Here is a 19,511-nt window from a genome sequence, read left to right on the forward strand (position 1 = left end):
TATGCAATACCGCTCGGATGTTGAGGCTGCTGATGCCCTGAAGAAAGCTTATGAGCAAATTAGGGCAGAAATTGGTAAAGTTATAGTTGGCCAGGATGAAGTAATTAAGTTTGTACTGATATCCATTTTCAGCAACGGGCATTGCCTGCTTGTTGGTGTGCCAGGGCTTGCCAAAACGTTACTTGTGCAAACGGTAGCACAGGTGTTAGACCTCGACTTTAAGCGCATCCAGTTCACCCCCGACCTGATGCCTTCTGACATTATTGGTTCGGAGATATTGGGCGAAGACCGTAACTTTAAATTTATACGCGGCCCGGTGTTCTCAAACATCATACTGGCCGATGAAATAAACCGCACACCACCAAAAACACAGGCGGCTTTATTAGAAGCCATGCAGGAAAAATGTGTAACGGCCGCGGGTGTTACACACACGCTTTCCAAGCCGTTTTTTGTACTGGCTACACAAAACCCTATTGAACAGGAAGGCACCTATCCGTTACCAGAAGCACAACTGGACCGCTTTATGTTTAATGTTGCGTTAAACTACCCTTCGTTTGCAGAAGAACTGCAGGTGGTTAAAAATACCACAAGCACATTACAGGCCAGTGTTAGCAAACAATTAAATGCCGACCAGATCATTTACTTTCAGCAATTGGTACGTAATATCCCCGTTAGCGATAATGTACTGGAATACGCTGTTAAGCTGGTTTCAAAAACCCGCCCAAACAGCGAGTTTGCAAGCCCGCAGGTAAAGCGTTTGCTAAACTGGGGCGCTGGCCCGCGCGCATCGCAATTTCTTATCCTGGGGGCTAAATGCCATGCTGTGTTAAACGGTAAGTATTCGCCGGATATTGAGGATGTGCAGGCCGTGGCCAAACCTATACTAAGCCACCGCATAGTACGCAGTTACCACGCCGAAGCCGAAGGATTAACCGCCAATGATATTATCGAGCAGTTGTTTTAGGTTGAAATCCTAAAATCAGAAAAGGTTAGGGAAATCTAAAATCGTAATTCTTAAATCTAAAATTCCTTTAGTTTTCTACAGTCGAGAAGATCTCCAGCAGCACATTCCACCTGTGGTTGGCATCTATTTCCCATATGCGCACATAGTTATAGTTATTAACGATATTCCCCTTTTTTATGCGGGCAGTGCCATAGGTATATGCCAGATCGTTACTGGTAGATCGGCCCACGTTTACGGTTTCGCCGGATATGCTGATGCCTTCGTTATCTAAAAACTTCAGGATCTTATCGGTACCGGTAATGGGTTCAAAACCAGGGAAATAGTAACGTGCTTCGGGGCTTAAAAACTCTTTATATGCAGCCAGCGACGATAATGAAAGCGAGTGATTGAAAGTTTTATCTGTTGCAGTTAATATATTTTTACCCGCAAACGGATCTTTACTTGGCGCCTTTTGCTTGCCCAGGTCCGGTTCTTTAAAATCGGTCACTAATTCCTGCTCAGGCTCGGGATGCTGTATGCCCAGGTCTATCAGCAATTTAAATTTACCATCGGCATCTAACCGCCATACAGAAACATAATCGCCATAAACCTTATCATCATCTGATTTGCCATTTTGGTATACATAGGGGCCTGCGGTAAAACCCAGGTCGCCATTGGCAGATATACGTGCAATTTTAGGCTGCCAGCTTAGCTTACCCGGCTGCTTATCAATACTGTTATAAAACTCGGTAATTTTAACCGCGTTAGGCCTAAAAACAATCCCCTCTGCATCGGTAACAGCTAAAAAGCCCTCCTTAATCCCTTTACGTTCTACTAATTTATTAAAATTTTCTTCGGCAGTTACAACCGAGGAAACTTCAACCTTTGTTTGCGACATGGCCGAAAGGCTAAGCCCCGATAATATTATAGCAGCTAATAATGATCTCTTCATGGTGACGATAGTATTGTTTTGGTTGGGCAATTTAATATTATTTTAACTGAAACATAAAGCCCGCCGGGGCAAAATTGTTTTTACGCTTTGCATTATTTATATCCGTATCCAATCGGTGGTACCTTGTTTATTATCGTTTAACTGGAACCCAATATTCTTAAGGCCTTCGCGTATCTTATCAGATGTTGCGTAGTCCTTATTCGCTTTGGCTTCGTTACGCAGCTTTATAACCAGGTTCATCAGGTCATCGGTATCGGCATTTTCATTATCGTCCTGCTTTAAACCTAAAACATCAAAAAAGAAATCGTTGTAGGTTTTTTTCATCCGCTCAAATGTCGCCGCCGTTATCTCGCCCGAGTTACGTGTATTAGCCGAGTACGAATTGATCCACTTGGATAGGTTATTTAACGCCTCTAACGTTTTTGGCGAATTAAAATTGTCGTTCATGCTGTGATAGCAATCATCGCAGAACTCATTTATGGCCTTATCCGTTTCTTCATCAACGCCGGTAACGGCATTCTGTTGAAGCACTGCCAGCTTTTTAGCCGTCTCTGCCAGCTTTTTATAAAAGATCTCTGCCGCTTCAATAGCCTCGTTACTAAAATCAACCGTACTACGGTAACTGGCCTGCATAAAAAAGAACCTCACTGTCATAGGGCTGTAGCCTTTCTTCAATAAGGGATGCGCGCCCAAAAATAATTCGTGCGGTAAAAAGCTGTTCCCTAACGATTTTGACATTTTTTGCCCGTTGGTAGTAAGCATATTGGTATGCAGCCAGTACGATGCCGGGTTTTTACCGCAGCAGGCCACGTTCTGCGCTATCTCGTTGGTATGGTGGGTGGGCATCAGGTCGATACCGCCGCCATGGATATCAAACTGGTGGCCCAGGTACTTATTGCTCATGGCCGAGCACTCCAGGTGCCAGCCCGGGAAACCCATACCCCAGGGCGACGGCCACTTCATTAAATGTTCGGGCTTGGCTTTTATCCAAAGCGCAAAATCAAGTTTGCCGTGTTTCTCGTTCTGGCCACCAAGGCTGCGGGTGTTGTTCAGCATGTCTTCCAGCTTCCGGCCGTTCAAAATGCCGTAATCCTGCGTTTGGTTGTATTTTTCTACATCAAAGTAAACCGAGCCGTCAACCTCGTAAGCATATCCCTTTGCCAGGATATCTTTAACTAACTCTATCTGCTCTATAATGTGGCCGGTAGCAGTAGGCTCGATACTGGGTGGCAGGGCATTAAATACCTGCATCACACTGTGGAAATCAACCGTGTACTTCTGTACAATTTCCATTGGCTCTAACTGGGCTATTTTTGCTTTTTTGGATACTTTGTCTTCCCCTTCGTCACTATCGCCTTCCAGGTGGCCTGCATCGGTTATGTTGCGCACATAGCGCACTTTATAGCCCAGGTGCAAAAGGTACCTGAAAATAAGATCGAAAGAAATAAAAGTACGGCAGTTGCCTATATGTACATCGCTATATACAGTGGGGCCGCAAACATACATGCCCACATGGCCCGGGTTTAGCGGTATAAATTCTTCTTTTTTACGTGTTAAAGTGTTGTAAACAAACAATTTTTGTTCCATGTGCGCAAACTTACAATTTTAGGCGTGGAGTTTAATTTGGAAGATGTTATTTTAATACCAGTACGGTGCTTAAAGGATAATGGTCTGACAATTTTTTCTCGATGATCTTGTATTCCCATACATCAAACTGCGGGCTGGCCATTACGTAATCTATCTGGTAATTTGGGAAAGCGCCATTGTAGGTACGCCCAAGCCCCGCCCCTTTTAAGCGGAAAGCGTTTTTTAATCCTTTTGCCATTTGGTTTACTGCGAATGATGATGGCGTATCGTTAAAATCGCCGGATATTATATAAGGGTAGGGGCATTTTTTGGCGTGATCCTTAATGATAAACACCTGCTCGGCACGTTTCTGAAAAGCTGTTTTTAATTTCCAGCCAACGCGCTTGGTTGCGCTGATATCTGTTTTGCCTTTCGACGACAGGTTACCCAGGTACTTATAATCCTGCGGATCGAAACTGATAGACTGCAGGTGGACGCTATACATACGGAATATACCGCCGTCTTTTTCAACATCAACATATACACACTGGTTACCGCTGCCCTTAAACGCCAGCTGCACCAGCCCGTACGATTTTATAGGGTATTTAGAAAATATAGCCATGCCAATGGATTCGCTGGCGCTGGTCATGGTGGGTTCAAAATAATAATGACTGGCACGCATTATCCTTTTTACCGAATCTATCATATCATACTGGCCTTTTTTACGGGTAAAAAATTCCTGTATGCCAATAATATCCGGCTGCTCCTGGCCTACCAGGTCAAGTATCTCGTGCTTGGTAGATATATCGTTTTTTTCGCCATAGCGCTTAAAGTTATGCACGTTATAGGTCATTAAACGCAATTGTTTTTGAGGCGTTGTCTGGCTTGCACCCGCCGGCAGGCGTATCCCTATATTACCGGTTAAAACATTCCACCCTATTAATATAGCAATCAGCGACAGGCCAATGTACCAGCTTTTGCGAATAAGCCAGTAAAGCATCATAAGCAAGTTTGCCACAAGCATGGGTGGGTAGGCCAACCCAAAAAACGCTATAGGCCAAAACTTGCGCGGGTCTGCGTAAGGGGCGAGGTAACCAAGCAGCAGGGCAATGCACAGCAAATAATTTATCCACAAAAAAACCTTATCAATAAGGGGTAATTTGCTTTTTTTAGCCTTCATTGTTGTTGCTTGCTCTAAAAAGGGTTTCTTTTTCGTGTTTGGTAAGGCTATCGTACCCGTTTACCGAAATTTTATCAAGTATGCGATCTATCTCTTCCTGCTTGGGTGTAGATGATGTTTTGCGTTGGTTACCGTTGTGGCTTACAACTTTCATTTTGGGCTTAGCCGCAGCCAGTTTATTGATGCTGCCTATCCAATCATTACCGCGCTGCAGCTGTTTGATGTAGATAAAGCCAAATAAAGCCCCGCCCAGGTGTGCAATTTCGCCGCCGGCATTAGCGCCTGCAATGCCTAAAAAGTCAATTATCACGTAAAACAGCGCTATCCATTTCAATTTTACCGGGCCAATTAGTATTAATGATATGGTATAATTTGGCAGCAGTGTAGCTGTGGCAATAATAATAGCCATTACACTTGCCGATGCGCCAACCAATGGGCCGCCGGCCGCCGCGTTTATACTGGTAAAAGCCGGTAAAAGATTATAACACGCCACAAATAACAGCCCACCCGAAAGCCCGCCTAACAGATATAAACCTATTGTGCGTTTATTGCCCAGGTATTCTTCAAATATCTGCCCCATCCAATACAACCAAAGCATGTTAAATAAAATGTGCAGCACACCCGCATGCATAAACATATAGGTAAACGGTGTCCAGAAACGGTAGAGTAGTTTGGGCAGGGAGGCAGGTAAAAGTAAATATTCGTTGGTGAATGTTAATACCAGGCTGTTACCAAACCCTCTGAACAATTGTTCAACTACAGCAAGGATATTTATACCCAAAAAAACAATTACGTTTATACCAATAAGCAGGCTAACTTTGTTGCCCGATCTTAATAGCTTAAACTGTATATCTTTCCAAAGGGTATTCATACATCAATTTTATAAATGATTAACCGCTGCTAATAGAAATTGTTGGGCTTTTTTATCCCCCAAAGCTTAATTAACAGGAAGCCAAATAACGCCCCGCCTAAGTGGGCAAAGTGCGCGACATTATCCCCCGCAAAACGGCCCACACCGGTAAACAACTCTATAGCCACATACCCTATAACCACATATTTTGCTTTAATAGGTACAGGGATAAACATGATCATCATCTCCAAATTAGGGAACAGCATAGCGAAGCCTACCAGTATACCAAATACAGCCCCGGAAGCGCCCAGTAATGCCCCGCCATAAATATTTTTTAAATCCTCTGCACGTTGGCCATATATCTCATAAGATTGCACTAACTGCGGATTGGCAATTGTAAACCCACCTGTAATAGCATGTACCTCTATGGCTTGTATAAATGTATAAAGCACATAACCGCCTATGCCTGTGAGGAAATAGTAATTAAAGAATTTTTTTGACCCCAATGTATATTCAAGCATTGGCCCGAATGATACCAGCGCAAACATATTAAAAAAGATATGCCCAAAACCGCCATGCATAAACATGTAAGTAATAATTTGCCACGGCTTAAAAAATGGGGAATTAAAATAATAAGCAGACAATAGGGCCTGTAAATTAACAAACTGCGCCAGCGCGTATGTAGCAATAAAAAATATGATGTTAATGATCAGCAGGTTTTTTACAACCGGTGGCATATTGGCAAAAGGTGATTGCATTGTTTATATATGTAATTTTGGTTTAAGCCTTATTTATTTTTCAAATCGTTCTGCTAATTCGTTAAGCGTAAAGGTACTAATTACAGGCTTGCCATTTAGGGCCAGGTTTGGCATCTGGCAGGCAAAAAGCTGGTCTACCAGCTGGTTCATTTCTTCCATAGATAGCTTTACCCCTGCTTTTAACGCGGCATTGCGCGCCAGCGAGCGGGCAAGGTTGTCGCGCTTATCTAACTTTAATACAGCCAGGTTGTTTTTAAAACCTTCCAGCAACTGTTCCAGCATCTGGTGTTCGCTGGCATCGCGTATATCAGCCGGTACGCCCTCTACCACAACGGTATTGCGCCCAAACTCGCGGATATCAAAACCAAGCGCACGGATATCAGGTAACAGTTCCTTCAATAACTCAAAATCGCTGCTGTTTAGTGTAACCGACTGCGGAAATAAACTTTGCTGACTAACCCCGCTATGCGTTTGCAATTGCTGCAAAAAACGTTCGTACAAGATCCGCTCGTGAGCGGCCTGCTGGTTGATGAGCATAAAGCCCGATTTTATCTGCGACAGGATAAACCTGTTATGCACCTGGAAGAACTGTTTCTCGCTGCTTTTGGTGATCTCCTGCTCGTTCACCGGGATCCTCTTCTCCTCGTGCATCTGGTGCTGCAGGGTGTCTTCTTTTTTGCTGATCTCGTACAGGGTATCCCAGTTACGCGGGATAGCCGTATGGTGGTTATTGGTATCGCGCAAAAAAGGGATTTCCCGTTCGCTTGCTTTTTTCTCGGGCGCAAAGGGGTTAAAATCGGGGTTGAAGACAATGGTAGGCTGTACTATCTCCTCAAAAGGTTTTTGAGTGATGAGGTGGCCTATGCTGTTCTCCTGGTCAAAATCAAGCGTAGGCGTAATATTATATTTTCCGAGCGAACGTTTTACCGCCGAGCGGATAATAGCATAAATAGATTTCTCATCCTGGTATTTGATCTCGGTTTTTGTAGGGTGTACGTTGATATCGATCTTGGCCGGGTCGATATCTATAAAAAGCACATACAACGGGAAGGTCTCATCAGGCAATAATTCCTGGAAAGCTGTTAGCACTGCATGGTTCAGGTATGCATCCTTTATAAAACGGTTGTTCACAAAAAAGAACTGTTCACCCCGGGTCTTTCGTGCAAACTCGGGCTTGCCTACAAAACCACGCAGGTTGATGATGGTGGTTTCCTCTTCAACAGGTACCAGGCGCTGGTTATAATTGTTACCAAACAGGTGCACAATGCGCTGTTTCATGATAGACGATGGCAGGTGATAAACCTCCTGCCCATCGTGGTGCATGGTTAAAAACACCTGCGGGTTAGCCAATGCCACGCGTTGAAACTCGTCGATGATGTGGCGCATCTCCACCGGGTTACTTTTTAAAAAGTTACGGCGGGCAGGTGTGTTGTAAAAAAGGTTTTTGATAGAGATGGATGTGCCAAAATTAGCCGAACAGGCCTCCTGGCTTATCACTTCCGATCCTTCTATCTGGATGCAGGTACCCAGTTCGTCCTCGTGGCGGCGGGTTTTTAGTTCCACCTGGGCAATAGCCGCAATGGAAGCCATGGCCTCGCCCCTGAAACCCATGGTACGGATAGCAAAAAGGTCTTCGGCCTTACGGATCTTTGACGTGGCGTGGCGTTCAAAACACATGCGCGCATCAGTAAGGCTCATGCCGCAACCGTTATCAATAACCTGTATCAGTGATTTGCCGGCATCCCTTAGTATCAGCTGAATTTTATCGGCACCGGCATCTATCGCGTTCTCTATCAATTCTTTTACCGCGGATGCTGGTCGCTGCACTACTTCGCCGGCGGCAATCTGGTTGGCAACGGCATCCGGTAAAAGCTGAATTATATCTGGCATTAAAAATATTTCCCTTCTCTGTTTAGCCTCTCCCTGCCCTCTCCATCCCGATAGCTATCGGGAGAGAGGGTTCAAAAAGGTAAAGCCCCTCTCCTTTGGAGAGGGGTTGGGGTGAGGCTTTTATTATACACCCTTTTCAGGTGCTAAATTAAATATTTGATTGCATAACTTTACCGTTACATACTTGTATATACTATTTACGTTAATAATATTTACATCTACCTGTTTATTAATATGAAGAAACTCTGGCCCGTGCTGCTTTTGCTCGTAGCGGCATGCAAACAAAAAGAATACAATGCCGACCTGCTTGTAAAAAACGCCCTCGTATATACTGTCGACAGTACCTTTACTACCGCCAATGCCTTTGTGGTTTACAGCGGCAAAATTTTAGCCGTTGGCGATATCGACACCCTCGAAAAAAAATATTTTGCCCGCGAAGTGATTGATGCCGGCGGCAAAGCGGTTTACCCGGGTTTTATTGACGCGCACGCGCACTTTTACGAATATGGGTTGGGGCTGCAGGATGTAAAGTTAGTTGGCACCAAAAGCTGGGATGCGGTTGTAGATTCTGTCAGCAATTACGCAAGGCACCGTACCAACGGCTGGATAATTGGCGGCGGCTGGGACCAAAATATCTGGAATAATAAAACCTTCCCCAACAAAGCCAAGCTCGATTCGCTATTTCCTGTAAGGCCGGTGCTGCTTAGCCGTATCGACGGGCACGCCGCAATAGCAAACCAGGCCGCGCTAAACATTGCTGGTATAAAACCAGGCCAAACCATTACAGGCGGCAAAATAGAAACCATTAACGGCAAACTTACCGGTATACTGGTAGATAATGCTGTAGGTATAGTTACCCGTAAAATACCCCCACCTACCGAGCAAGTTACACAAGCCGCGTTATTGGATGCACAGCAAAATTGCTTTGCAGTTGGCTTAACCACTGTTGACGATTGCGGCTTGCCTTATACCATGGTAAGCACAATAGCTGCGCTGCAGCATAAAGGCGCGTTAAAAATGCGCCTGTATGTAATGCTGGCCGACCAGCCCGAAAATTACGAGTACCTGTTTAAGCGTGGCGCATATAAAACACCCGGCCTTAATGTGCGCGCGTTTAAGGTTTATGCCGATGGCGCACTGGGTTCAAGGGGCGCTTGCCTGCTGCACCCCTATACCGACCAAAAAAACTGGAACGGTTTTTTATTAAGCCCGAAAGCGCATTTTGAAGAAGTGGCTAAAAAAATAGCAGCGCATGGTTTCCAGATGGCTACGCATGCTATTGGCGATAGCGCCAACCGGGTGATGCTAAAAATTTATGCCGAAAACCTGAAAGGTAAAAACGATAAACGCTGGAGGATAGAACATGCGCAAATAGTAGCGCCCGAGGATGTTAAGCTTTTTGGCGATAACAATATTATCCCATCGGTGCAGCCAACACATGCCACATCTGATATGGTTTGGGCCGTTAAACGCCTCGGGGCCGAACGTTTAAAAACCGGTTATGCGTACAAAGCGCTTTTAAAACAAAACGGATGGATGCCGCTGGGTACCGATTTCCCGGTAGAAAACATAAACCCGCTGTACACGTTCTATGCAGCAACCGAGCGTAAGGACCTGAAAGGTTTCCCCGAAGATGGCTTTCAAATGGATAACGCGATTGACCGCAAAGAAGCCCTGAAAGGTATGACCATATGGGCAGCTAAAGCAAATTTCGAAGAGCATGAAAAAGGGAGTATCGAAGTTGGCAAATATGCCGATTTTGTAATACTCGATCAGGATATCATGAAGATAAAAGGTAGCGCGCTGCCAAAAGTTAAAGTTTTAAAAACGTATATAAATGGTGTTAAGGTTTATGAGAAAAAATAGGCGGAATATTTGCCTCCTTTTATTGTCGGGGTTTGTACTTTTTAACAGCGCCTGCGCGCAAAACCCACCATTAACGGGTAAAGCTTATGTAAAAGAGCAGCTATCAGCCGAGCAGGCAACAGTATTGCTTAATAACGAAAAGCACCTTATCCCCCTTCAAAACCTGGATAATAATAAAATAGCCAGCATTCGTTTTTCGGGGATCTACGCGGCAGGTTTTGACAGCCTGCTGAACAAGTATGCCAAAGTAGACCTGTTTAACGGTTTGGATTACCTAAGCGTAAAAACGCTTGATAATTTATCGCAGGATACCAAATTTTATAACACCCTTATTGTGCAGTTAACCGATGCTGAGGTTAATAACCTACAGATCATTGGGTTTATAAACGATAATCAAAAAATGAAGAACGTTATCGTTTCGCTTATTGGAAACGGTAATTCATTAACAAAATTAAACAGTATTACCTCGCCCGTTATCTGGTCGGCACGGGTATCGCCGGTGGCAGCTTACTTTAGCGCGCAGGCTATTTTTGGCGGTGTAGCTATAACGCAGCGGTTAACAAAATCCTACTCGGCCAAATATGCGGCTAACTCCGGATTTTTAACAAGCAAAACACGCCTGCAATATACCGTGCCCGAAGATGCAGGCATCAATGCCGATAACCTTACCAAAGCCATTGATGATATTGCCCGCGAGGCCATCAGCAGCCGTGCTACACCAGGCTGCGTAGTATTAGTTGCTAAAGATGGTAAAGTGATATTCAACAAAGCGTATGGGTACCATACCTATGATAATGCCATCCCCGACAGGATAACCGATATTTTTGATGTGGCATCCATGACCAAGATCTCGGCCACAACGATGGAGGCTATGCAGCTTTATGATGCAGGGAAATTACACCTCGATTCGACCCTGGGTACTTATATGCCTATTACGCGCAACACCAACAAAAAAACCCTTAGCGTTCGCGAGTTGTTAGAGCACCAGGCAGGGTTGATACCCGACATTTCTACTTTTGAGGCCATAAGACCAACCGACCATAGCACAGATTCATCCGCGGCATTTCCAACCAAAGTGAACGAAAACTATTATGTCCGCAAAAATTACTTTGATGAAGTAATGCTGCCCGCAGCCCTGCGCTCGGTGGTGAAAACCCGCGGGCAATATGTATACAGTGATGTGGGCATGATATTTATGCAGCAGATAGAGGAAGCTATTACCGCTATCCCGCTAAACAAATATGTGCAGGATAAATTTTACAACCCGCTGGGGATGCAAACCGCAGGTTTTTTACCACTTTACCGTTTCCCGGCCAACCGCATACCGCCAACCGAAGACGACAGAAAAGATCGCAAAACGCTGATAGACGGCTACGTGCACGACCCTACCGCTGCCCTGATGGGCGGTGTGGCCGGCCATGCCGGTTTATTTGCAGGGGCAAACGATATAGCCATACTTTACCAGATGATGCTTAACCGCGGTACCTATGGCGGCATACAATATGTAAAACCCGAAACGGTTGACCTGTGGACATCCAAACAATCGCCGGTTAGCAGGCGCGGTTTAGGTTTTGACCGCTGGGACCCAATTGCCGACAGGCATTACCCATCCAAATCAGCATCGGATATGGCATACGGCCATACCGGCTTTACGGGCACATGCGTATGGGTTGATCCTAAATACAACCTGGTTTATGTGTTCCTATCCAACCGTGTGCACCCAAATGTGGGCAACAAACTTGGCAGCCTCAATATCCGCCCCAGGATCCAAGACGCGGTTTATGAGGCGATACAGAAGGGGATGTAATACACGTAACCAATATACAAGAAAAGCCACGGCATGCCGTGGCTTTTCTTGTTCAAGATTTTGTCATGCTGAACGTAGTGAAGCATCTATTCGCCGTCCTGTCGCACATAAGCATGGCGTACATTAGATCCTTCGTTCCTCAGGATGACAGTTGTATCGAATCCTTAATTTATCCACTCAAATTTAGTATAAGGTACAAGCGCCTCGGGCACTTTAATCCCCTTATCCGTTTGGTTATTCTCCAACAATGTGGCTACAATCCGTGGCAGGGCCAGTGCGCTGCCATTAAGGGTGTGGGCCAATTGTGTTTTACCCTCCGCATTGCGGAAACGCAGTTTAAGACGGTTGCTTTGAAAGGTCTCGAAGTTTGATACTGAAGATACTTCCAGCCAGCGTTGCTGCGCGGCGCTCCAGGTTTCCATATCATAGGTTAATGCGCTGCCAAACCCCATATCGCCGCCGCAAAGGCGCAATACACGATAAGGTAAACCCAGTTTTTGCAGCAAGCCCTGTACATGGGCGCTCATATCTTCCAGTACTTCGTATGATCTATCAGGATGCACCACCTGTACAATTTCAACCTTATCAAACTGGTGCAGGCGGTTAAGGCCGCGTACATGTGCGCCGTAAGAACCGGCTTCGCGGCGGAAACAAGGTGTGTGCCCGCAGTTTTTAACCGGCAGTTCTTCACCCTTTAAGATCACATCGCGGTACATATTGGTAATGGGCACCTCGGCGGTTGGTATCAGGTACAGGTTATCTATCCCAACATAATACATCTGGCCTTCTTTATCCGGCAACTGGCTGGTACCAAAACCCGATGCCTCGTTCACCATCAGGGGTACGCTTACTTCGCTATAACCTGCTTTCTCGGCTTCATCAATAAAAAAATTAATAAGTGCGCGCTGTAGTTTGGCACCTTTGTTTTTATATACAGGAAAACCGGCACCGGTTATTTTAACACCCAGTTCAAAATCTATCAAGTTGTATTTAGCAGCAAGCTCCCAGTGTGGTAAAGCGTTGGCAGGCAATTCAGGGATAGTACCATTCTCCAATACCACTTCATTTTCCTCCGGCGTTATGCCTTTAGGTACCGATGCATGCGGCAGGTTGGGTAATAATATCAGCTTTTGATAAAGGTTTTCCTCGATAACGGCCAACTCATCATCAAGCTTTTTGATATAATCTTTAGAATTACCGGTTTGGGTTTTTAGTTCTTCTGCTTCCGCTTTTTTACCGGCGCGCATAAACTCGCCAATTTGTTTGGCAGAAAGGTTGGCAGCGGCTTTTGCTTCTTCGCTGGCCCGTTGCGATATCAAACGCTCGTTATCCAAACTGATCACTTCATCAACCAATTCGGGCTGTTTGAAATTTTTTACAGCCAAACGTTCTAAAACCTGTTCCCTGTTATCGCGGATATAACTAACTTGCAGCATTGATTTTATTTTAAAAGGCAAAGATATAAATAAGTCCATAGTCCATAGTCCATAGTCGATAGATTTTCTGTTGGCAGCTATGGTCCATCGTCTATGGACTATCGACCGCGAATTTATGAGCACCACCGGCAAACTCTATTTAGTACCCACACCCATAGGCAACCTGGAGGATATGACCTTCAGGGCTATCCGTATTTTAAAAGAGGCCGACCTGATACTGGCCGAAGATACGCGCACTTCGGCGCCGATGCTGAAGCATTTCGAGATCCAAAATAAAGTGTTCGCGCATCATCAGCATAACGAACACCAATCCAGCAACGAGATCATTAAGTTCCTGCTGATGGGGCAAAACATCGCGCTGATAAGTGATGCCGGCACCCCCGCCATATCCGACCCCGGCTTTTTCCTGGTGCGCGAGGCGCTGAAATTTAACATAGTCGTAGAGTGCCTGCCCGGCGCAACAGCCTTTGTGCCCGCGCTGGTTAATTCGGGTTTCCCTACGGATAAGTTTTGTTTTGAAGGTTTTTTGCCGCTAAAAAAAGGCCGCCAAACCCGTTATAAATTTTTGGCTACTGAAGAGCGCACCATTATACTTTACGAGTCGCCACACCGTTTATTGAAAACGCTGGACGAAATGGCCACCTTTTTTGGCGCCGACCGCCAGCTTTCCGTATCGCGAGAGCTGACAAAAATGTTCGAGGAAACCGTAAGGGGCACGGTAACCGAAGTAAAAGCATACTTTGAAACCCACCCGTTAAAAGGCGAGTTTGTAATGTGCGTTGCCGGTGCCGCGCCTGCCGAAGGTGATAAAAGGAAAAAGAAGTATGGGGATGAGGAGGAGGAATAGGTAATAAATAAATATGTCATTGCGAGCGATAGCGTGGCAATCTTAGCATATCCGCTTGTCCTCTAAGGTTGCCGCGTCGCTACGCTCCTCGCAATGACATGTGGGAATATGCGTGATTATATAAATAACAAATGAAAAAAAACCTACTACTCTCCATATTCTCGGGTTTGCTGCTTTGGGTAGCCTGGCCGCCTACGCAGTTTACTACCGTGTTTTTATTTGTGGGGATGGCGCCTATGCTGCTGGCTATGGAAAACATCATCCGGTCGGAAGCTACCGGGAAGGGGAAAAAGATCTTTAATACCACGTTCCTTGGATTCTTTATCTGGAACACGCTGTGCGTTTATTGGGTTTATAACTCTCTTAAAATTGTTGGCCCTGTTGTAGCTGCCCCTTTATCGCTTATACCCTATTCGCTTGGGCCATTGTTAATGGCTACGGCCTGCTGGCTATATTACCGGGTAAGGCTTATTGCCGGGCGCAAGCTTTCGTTAGTAGCCCTGGTTTGCTTTTGGATAGGCTACGAATACCTGCACCAAAGCTGGGACTTAAATTTCCCCTGGATGACCTTAGGCAACGGCTTTGCCACATCGCACAAATGGGTGCAGTGGTACGAGTACACAGGGGTTTATGGCGGCACCATTTGGGTTTGGGCCATTAATATTCTGCTGTTTTTGCTTTATGTTGGCTTGCGCGAGGCACAGGCTGTGCAGGTGCGTAAAAAACTGATCGTATCGTTTACTTTGGTATTGATCCTTCCGTTAGGCTTTTCACTGTATAAATATTACAGCTACAAAGAACAGGTAAATCCATCAAACATTGTGGTGGCGCAACCCAATATCGACCCATACGAAAAAGAAGGCACTATCCCGGTATATGACCAGATAGCTACGCTTACTCAACTGTCAGATTCCATCGGGCAACGTAATACTGAATATTTTATATGGCCGGAAACCGCCATTTCGGAGGATATGGACGAGGACCATATCTACACCGACAACAGCTACCTGCAGGTGAAGAAATTTTTAAATAAATTTAAAAACGCCAATGTTTTAACCGGTGGCGAAACCCATAAATTTTACACCAAACAGGCCACAAAAACGGCCAGTAAGTTACCCAACCAGCCGGGAATATATTACGACCGGTTTAGTACGGCCATTAATATCGAAAACTCGGCAAAAGTACAATTTTACCATAAATCGCGGTTGGTACCGGGTGCCGAGCTATTGCCTTTTGGAAGTGCTTTATCATTCCTGAAACCGGCTTTTGAGCACCTGGGTGGCGCAACCGGTGCATACGGCATGCAAACCGAACCAACGGTGTTTTACTCGCAAAGCGGGATTGGCGCGGCACCGGTTATCTGCTTCGAATCTATATGGGGCGAGTGGGTTGCCAAATCGGTTAAACAGGGTGCACAGTTCATAGCCATTATTACCAACGATGGCTGGTGGGAAAATACCTCGGGTAAAGACCAGCACCTGGATTATGCCAAACTGCGCGCTATTGAAACCCGCCGCTGGGTTTGCCGCTCGGCCAATACGGGGATCTCGGCATTTATTAACCAAAGGGGCGATATCGTTCAGCAGAGCAAATGGTGGGTACGTACCGCGCTAAAACAAGATATCAACCTAAACTCGGACATTACCTTCTACGTTGAATATGGTGATTACATCCCTAAGGCTGCCAGCATTTTAGCGGTATTGGGAATATTTTTGATCGGGATAAAAAAGGGATTTAGCCATTAATAAGTGGTAAAATGTTCACGTTCACGATACACACAACCAGCTAATAAAATGCAAAAAGCTCATAATCAGCTATAAACATAACAAACAGGTGACAAAGTAGCGCCACCATTATGCATTGTTATTATGTTAATACATATCATCCATAACCCTCTTGAGATAATAGCCCATGAGTAGACATAGATTTAATTTGCACCAAACATTCCCATGGAATGTACCGCTTTATTACTTGTTTTCTACCAACCATACATCCCTACGGGATGAAAAAGGGCGCTAACGTTCCGTAGGAACGATTGGTTGGTAGCAACATTAAGTGAATTTCGTTTCGTTCCATCGGAACGTTTGATGAAAAAGCTGACTGTTCAATGATGGGCTATCCCCCGCCCTTGGGAGTGAATTGTAATCCCTGATTTTAGGCGTTGGTATTTAATTGCTTATAAGTCAATGCTACCAACTCGCCTATCTGCTTTACGCTTACCAACTTAAGTTTATGACTGTTTTTTACACGATGAAAGGATGATTTGCCGCCGGCGACAATTGCCGGGTGTATTACCAGGCGATATTCATCAACCAGGCCCGCATCTAACAACGAGGTGGCGAATGCCGCTCCGCCAAATGTCATGATATCTTTGCCGGGCTGTTCCTTTAACTTTTTAACCTCCTCAATTGCATCTCCATTGTTGATGATAGTATTGTCCCATCCGGAATTTTTCAGGGATTTCGAGAATACGATATGCTGCGTTTTATCGGCCAGTTTCGCGTATTTCACCTCGTTGGCAGGGGCATTCGGGTCAGCAAGCTGCTTCTTCCAATGGTTTCTGTACTCTGGCCACATCCCGGCACCTAATATGTAAAGGTCTACCTGGTAAAGGCTTTCAAACAAATCGTCCCATTCGTTACTGTTATCAACCTGCATCCAGCTCATATCGCCGTTAGGGCCTTCAACATAACCATCCAGCGAAACACTTACTGACAAAATTAGCTTTCTCATAATTACCTCCTTTTAGTTAAAGCAAAGTTGGGCCTTTTTGGTTTGGCCCGGCGGGTGCAAAGGCGACTAATGAACGGGTGGTTCACGACGGAAGTATTATCCCCTTTTGATGATAAACTCCAGCAGATCAACTATAGGCTGGCGGATGATCTTGCCGACGTGTACATCGTTTTGCTCGCAAATGGCTTTTAACTCATCGGCAAAAACATAGGCTATCGAGCCTACAAAATGGCATTTAAATTTGTTGTATTGCGGGTACGATTTAATGTTGGTATCAACAAATTCGAGCAATCCTTTATGAAGCATCGCCTGCGCGTAGGGCGTTTCCCTTATCTCGCTTAAAAATTTGGAGAAGGAGGCCAGGTAAGAGTTTGCCCGGGCTTTTTGATACACGTTTTTAATAACATCCTCTTTATGCAGGTGATACGTTTTTTTAAATTTCGCGGCAATATCATCGGGCATATTGCCATACAGGTAGTCGGTTACCAGGGCTTTGCCAAACCATGTGCCCGACCCTTCATCGCCCAGTACATAGCCCAGGCCGTGCTGCCCGTCGTGGATGTCCTCGCCATCAAAAAAAGAGATGTTTGAACCGGTGCCCAATACGCAGCAGATGCCTTTCTCATGCCCGCAGGTGGCGTATGCCGAAGCCAAAAGATCGCTATCAACACTTACATAGGCATCAGGGAATAAGCCGCTGATGGCATTAGAAACGATCTCGTGCCTGTCCGGGCTTGAGCAGCCGGCGCCAAAAAAATAGATCTCGGTAATATCGGCGGCAAGGGCAATCATGTCGGGCACCTGGTCCTGCAATATTTTCCCGATCTCTTTTTCGGTTAAAAAATATGGGTTAAGGCCGGCAGATTTAAACGCCTTATTTGGCTCACCTGGGATGGATAAAAGCCAGTCGGTTTTTGAAGATCCGCTATCTGCTACTAATATCATGTACTAAGTTCTTCAAGCGCCTGTTGGGTTAGCGGCTTATGAACAAAGCTTGCAACATACCTGTTGCTTTTTGAATTGTTCATATCGGTTGGGTCCAGCGATGACGAAAGCATAAATATCTTCACCACTTCCTTATTATCCAGTTCCAGCGCCTCGTATTCTTGTAAAAACTCAAATCCCGACATCATAGGCATGCGGATATCCAGGAAGATCGCGTCTGGTTTTACGCTCCCGCTGCGCAAAGCCTCTATGGCCTCGTGGGGCGATTGTATTACAATTATGTTATCTGCAAAGTTGCCGCTCTCTAAAATTTTGCGCGTAACAAAGTTGTCAATATAATTGTCATCTATCAGCAGGCAAGTTTTAAAGTGAACAGGCATTGTAGTTCAAAAATAATCTTTTAATACAATTAAATACAGATTATTGAATATTTATACTGTTGGTGATCTGCTGCAGGGTTACTTCGGCCATTTTAGACTGGTATTGCGCCGAAAAGAACTTTGACTGCGCATCCAGGTAATTTCTTTGCGCTTCGCGGATCTCTAACTGGGTGATGTTGCCTATTTTATATTTCTCCAAAGAAATTTCGAGGTTTTTCTTAGCCAACTCCACGCTCGACTGGCCAATTCTTATCAGATCGAGGCCCGAAAGGTATGCTACGTAAAAGTTACTTATCTGCGCTTCCACATCAAGCATCACCTGCTTTTGGCTTATATCGGCATTGGCAATTTGCAGCTTGGCGTTGCGCTCGCGCCGCCATTGGTTAAGGCCGTCGAATATATTGATAGATGCTGTTAATCCGTAAGCTATACCATGCGCGTTTTGGCTAAGCGTAAAGCCCGCGGGGGTTTTACTGTTGCTAAAGGTATAGCCCGATGTTACCCCAATTACCGGGTACCGGGTTGATTTTACCTGCCTTAGGTTGATCTCGGCCAGGCGTTTGTTTATTTGGGATGCTAATATATCGGGGTTTTGCGCCTGGGCTTTGGCTATGATATCGCCTAATATCAGGGTGTTGTTCACTACAATGGTATCGCCAACTATAAAATCTGTCTGCAGATCGCGCACCAGCAGTTGGTTCATCTGAATTTTTGTGGTACGATACTGTTGCAGCTGGGTTATCAGGTTGGATGTATCGGTATTCAAATTCACTTGTGCGTTGTACACATCAAGTTTTGATACGCGGCCAACGGTAAATTTATCGTTTGAGTATCGCAACTGCGTTCGCGAGATCTCGATGGCCCCGCGCAAAGCCTTTATCTGCTCGGTTTGGCTAATGAGGTTATAATAGGTGGTAATAACGTTGGCAACCGTACTTTGAATAGTGTCCTGCAGGCGGATGGCGCCCAGTTTGTCCTGCTCTTTCAGCATGTCGTAATTGGCAAACATGTTAAAACCGTCAAAAATTGTCCAGTTAAGGTTTACGCCGTAGTTGTTATTGTTGTTATTGGCGGTTAAATTGTTAACGGTTCCATCGCTTCGGGTTTGCTTTATTTTCTGGCTGCTTTTATTTAAAGCAGCATCGCCGGTAACCAAAGGCAAAAAACCCGCGTTACCCAATGTAACGTTATTGCTTGCTATGGCTGCGTTGTTTTGCGATATCCGTATGTTATAATTGTTTTTAAGCGCTATCTCCACGGCATCCTTTAAGGTAAGCAAAGGGGCTTCCTGTGCCTTTACCATGGCCGTAAGGGCGGTGATGCAAAAAATCAAGCAAATTATTTTTTTAATATTCATA

General features: G+C 45.2%; 16 protein-coding genes. 5 read left to right on the forward strand and 11 right to left on the reverse strand.

What is annotated here, in order from left to right; genetic code table 11:
* Position 1 precedes the first annotated feature (1 nt).
* Positions 2–964: an AAA family ATPase gene (locus EWM62_RS17475; RefSeq protein WP_129877971.1), complete on the forward strand. Its 963-nt coding sequence runs from the start codon at positions 2–4 to the stop codon at positions 962–964.
* A gap of 67 nt (positions 965–1,031) precedes the next feature.
* On the opposite strand, the gene EWM62_RS17480 is transcribed toward EWM62_RS17475, so the two are convergent.
* The 6 genes from EWM62_RS17480 to mutL all read right to left on the reverse strand — a co-directional run bounded on the left by EWM62_RS17480 (position 1,032) and on the right by mutL (position 8,139).
* Positions 1,032–1,895 carry a nuclear transport factor 2 family protein gene (locus tag EWM62_RS17480; RefSeq protein ID WP_129877972.1) on the reverse strand — a complete coding sequence of 288 codons (864 nt, stop codon included), beginning with the start codon at positions 1,893–1,895 and terminating at the stop codon, positions 1,032–1,034.
* A gap of 96 nt (positions 1,896–1,991) precedes the next feature.
* Positions 1,992–3,482, reverse strand: coding sequence for a cysteine--tRNA ligase (gene cysS, locus EWM62_RS17485; RefSeq protein ID WP_129877973.1), 1,491 nt, complete (start codon positions 3,480–3,482; stop codon positions 1,992–1,994).
* 46 nt (positions 3,483–3,528) lie between these two features.
* Positions 3,529–4,641 carry an endonuclease/exonuclease/phosphatase family protein gene (locus tag EWM62_RS17490; protein ID WP_129877974.1) on the reverse strand — a complete coding sequence of 371 codons (1,113 nt, stop codon included), beginning with the start codon at positions 4,639–4,641 and terminating at the stop codon, positions 3,529–3,531.
* On the reverse strand, positions 4,631–5,512 hold the full coding sequence (locus EWM62_RS17495) for a rhomboid family intramembrane serine protease (protein ID WP_129877975.1): 882 nt from the start codon (positions 5,510–5,512) through the stop codon (positions 4,631–4,633). Before EWM62_RS17495 ends, EWM62_RS17490 begins: the two co-directional genes overlap by 11 nt.
* A gap of 29 nt (positions 5,513–5,541) precedes the next feature.
* Positions 5,542–6,249, reverse strand: coding sequence for a rhomboid family intramembrane serine protease (locus tag EWM62_RS17500; protein WP_129877976.1), 708 nt, complete (start codon positions 6,247–6,249; stop codon positions 5,542–5,544).
* 33 nt (positions 6,250–6,282) lie between these two features.
* Positions 6,283–8,139 carry a DNA mismatch repair endonuclease MutL gene (gene mutL / locus EWM62_RS17505; protein WP_129877977.1) on the reverse strand — a complete coding sequence of 619 codons (1,857 nt, stop codon included), beginning with the start codon at positions 8,137–8,139 and terminating at the stop codon, positions 6,283–6,285.
* Positions 8,140–8,373: 234 nt separating this feature from the next.
* On the opposite strand from mutL, the gene EWM62_RS17510 reads away from it, so the two are divergent.
* Both EWM62_RS17510 and EWM62_RS17515 read left to right on the forward strand, forming a co-directional pair.
* Complete coding sequence (locus EWM62_RS17510; RefSeq protein ID WP_129877978.1) at positions 8,374–10,005, forward strand: amidohydrolase; 1,632 nt, start codon at positions 8,374–8,376, stop codon at positions 10,003–10,005.
* Entirely contained in the window at positions 9,992–11,812 is a 1,821-nt protein-coding gene (locus EWM62_RS17515; RefSeq protein ID WP_129877979.1) for a serine hydrolase domain-containing protein, read from the forward strand. Before EWM62_RS17510 ends, EWM62_RS17515 begins: the two co-directional genes overlap by 14 nt.
* 164 nt (positions 11,813–11,976) lie before the next feature.
* Here EWM62_RS17515 and serS read toward each other — a convergent pair whose 3' ends face one another.
* Positions 11,977–13,248, reverse strand: a complete 1,272-nt coding sequence (gene serS, locus EWM62_RS17520) for a serine--tRNA ligase (RefSeq protein ID WP_129878000.1) — start codon at positions 13,246–13,248, stop codon at positions 11,977–11,979.
* Between the two features lie 79 nt (positions 13,249–13,327).
* Between serS and rsmI the strand changes: the two genes are divergently transcribed.
* On the forward strand, positions 13,328–14,095 hold the full coding sequence (gene rsmI, locus EWM62_RS17525) for a 16S rRNA (cytidine(1402)-2'-O)-methyltransferase (RefSeq protein WP_129877980.1): 768 nt from the start codon (positions 13,328–13,330) through the stop codon (positions 14,093–14,095).
* A 131-nt stretch (positions 14,096–14,226) separates the two neighbouring features.
* A complete protein-coding gene (gene lnt / locus EWM62_RS17530) occupies positions 14,227–15,840 on the forward strand; it encodes an apolipoprotein N-acyltransferase (protein WP_129877981.1) in 1,614 nt (537 codons plus the stop codon).
* Between the two features lie 409 nt (positions 15,841–16,249).
* Here lnt and EWM62_RS17535 read toward each other — a convergent pair whose 3' ends face one another.
* The 4 genes from EWM62_RS17535 to EWM62_RS17550 form a co-directional block, all read right to left on the reverse strand.
* On the reverse strand, positions 16,250–16,828 hold the full coding sequence (locus tag EWM62_RS17535; RefSeq protein ID WP_129877982.1) for a dihydrofolate reductase family protein: 579 nt from the start codon (positions 16,826–16,828) through the stop codon (positions 16,250–16,252).
* Between the two features lie 96 nt (positions 16,829–16,924).
* Complete coding sequence (locus EWM62_RS17540; protein ID WP_129877983.1) at positions 16,925–17,773, reverse strand: N-acetylglucosamine kinase; 849 nt, start codon at positions 17,771–17,773, stop codon at positions 16,925–16,927.
* On the reverse strand, positions 17,770–18,153 hold the full coding sequence (locus EWM62_RS17545) for a response regulator (protein ID WP_203235077.1): 384 nt from the start codon (positions 18,151–18,153) through the stop codon (positions 17,770–17,772). Before EWM62_RS17545 ends, EWM62_RS17540 begins: the two co-directional genes overlap by 4 nt.
* Positions 18,154–18,193: 40 nt before the next feature.
* A complete protein-coding gene (locus EWM62_RS17550; RefSeq protein ID WP_129877984.1) occupies positions 18,194–19,510 on the reverse strand; it encodes a TolC family protein in 1,317 nt (438 codons plus the stop codon).
* Position 19,511 lies beyond the last annotated feature (1 nt).

Source organism: Mucilaginibacter terrigena (genome assembly GCF_004168255.1).
Lineage (GTDB): Bacteria > Bacteroidota > Bacteroidia > Sphingobacteriales > Sphingobacteriaceae > Mucilaginibacter > Mucilaginibacter terrigena.

Coding starts and splice junctions, on each gene's coding strand:
- EWM62_RS17475 (WP_129877971.1), top strand. CDS start 2: ATGCAATACCGCTCGGATGTTGAGGCTGCTGATGCCCTGAAGAAAGCT.
- EWM62_RS17480 (WP_129877972.1), bottom strand. CDS start 1,895: ATGAAGAGATCATTATTAGCTGCTATAATATTATCGGGGCTTAGCCTT.
- cysS (WP_129877973.1), bottom strand. CDS start 3,482: ATGGAACAAAAATTGTTTGTTTACAACACTTTAACACGTAAAAAAGAA.
- EWM62_RS17490 (WP_129877974.1), bottom strand. CDS start 4,641: ATGAAGGCTAAAAAAAGCAAATTACCCCTTATTGATAAGGTTTTTTTG.
- EWM62_RS17495 (WP_129877975.1), bottom strand. CDS start 5,512: ATGAATACCCTTTGGAAAGATATACAGTTTAAGCTATTAAGATCGGGC.
- EWM62_RS17500 (WP_129877976.1), bottom strand. CDS start 6,249: ATGCAATCACCTTTTGCCAATATGCCACCGGTTGTAAAAAACCTGCTG.
- mutL (WP_129877977.1), bottom strand. CDS start 8,139: ATGCCAGATATAATTCAGCTTTTACCGGATGCCGTTGCCAACCAGATT.
- EWM62_RS17510 (WP_129877978.1), top strand. CDS start 8,374: ATGAAGAAACTCTGGCCCGTGCTGCTTTTGCTCGTAGCGGCATGCAAA.
- EWM62_RS17515 (WP_129877979.1), top strand. CDS start 9,992: ATGAGAAAAAATAGGCGGAATATTTGCCTCCTTTTATTGTCGGGGTTT.
- serS (WP_129878000.1), bottom strand. CDS start 13,248: ATGCTGCAAGTTAGTTATATCCGCGATAACAGGGAACAGGTTTTAGAA.
- rsmI (WP_129877980.1), top strand. CDS start 13,328: ATGGTCCATCGTCTATGGACTATCGACCGCGAATTTATGAGCACCACC.
- lnt (WP_129877981.1), top strand. CDS start 14,227: ATGAAAAAAAACCTACTACTCTCCATATTCTCGGGTTTGCTGCTTTGG.
- EWM62_RS17535 (WP_129877982.1), bottom strand. CDS start 16,828: ATGAGAAAGCTAATTTTGTCAGTAAGTGTTTCGCTGGATGGTTATGTT.
- EWM62_RS17540 (WP_129877983.1), bottom strand. CDS start 17,773: ATGATATTAGTAGCAGATAGCGGATCTTCAAAAACCGACTGGCTTTTA.
- EWM62_RS17545 (WP_203235077.1), bottom strand. CDS start 18,153: ATGCCTGTTCACTTTAAAACTTGCCTGCTGATAGATGACAATTATATT.
- EWM62_RS17550 (WP_129877984.1), bottom strand. CDS start 19,510: ATGAATATTAAAAAAATAATTTGCTTGATTTTTTGCATCACCGCCCTT.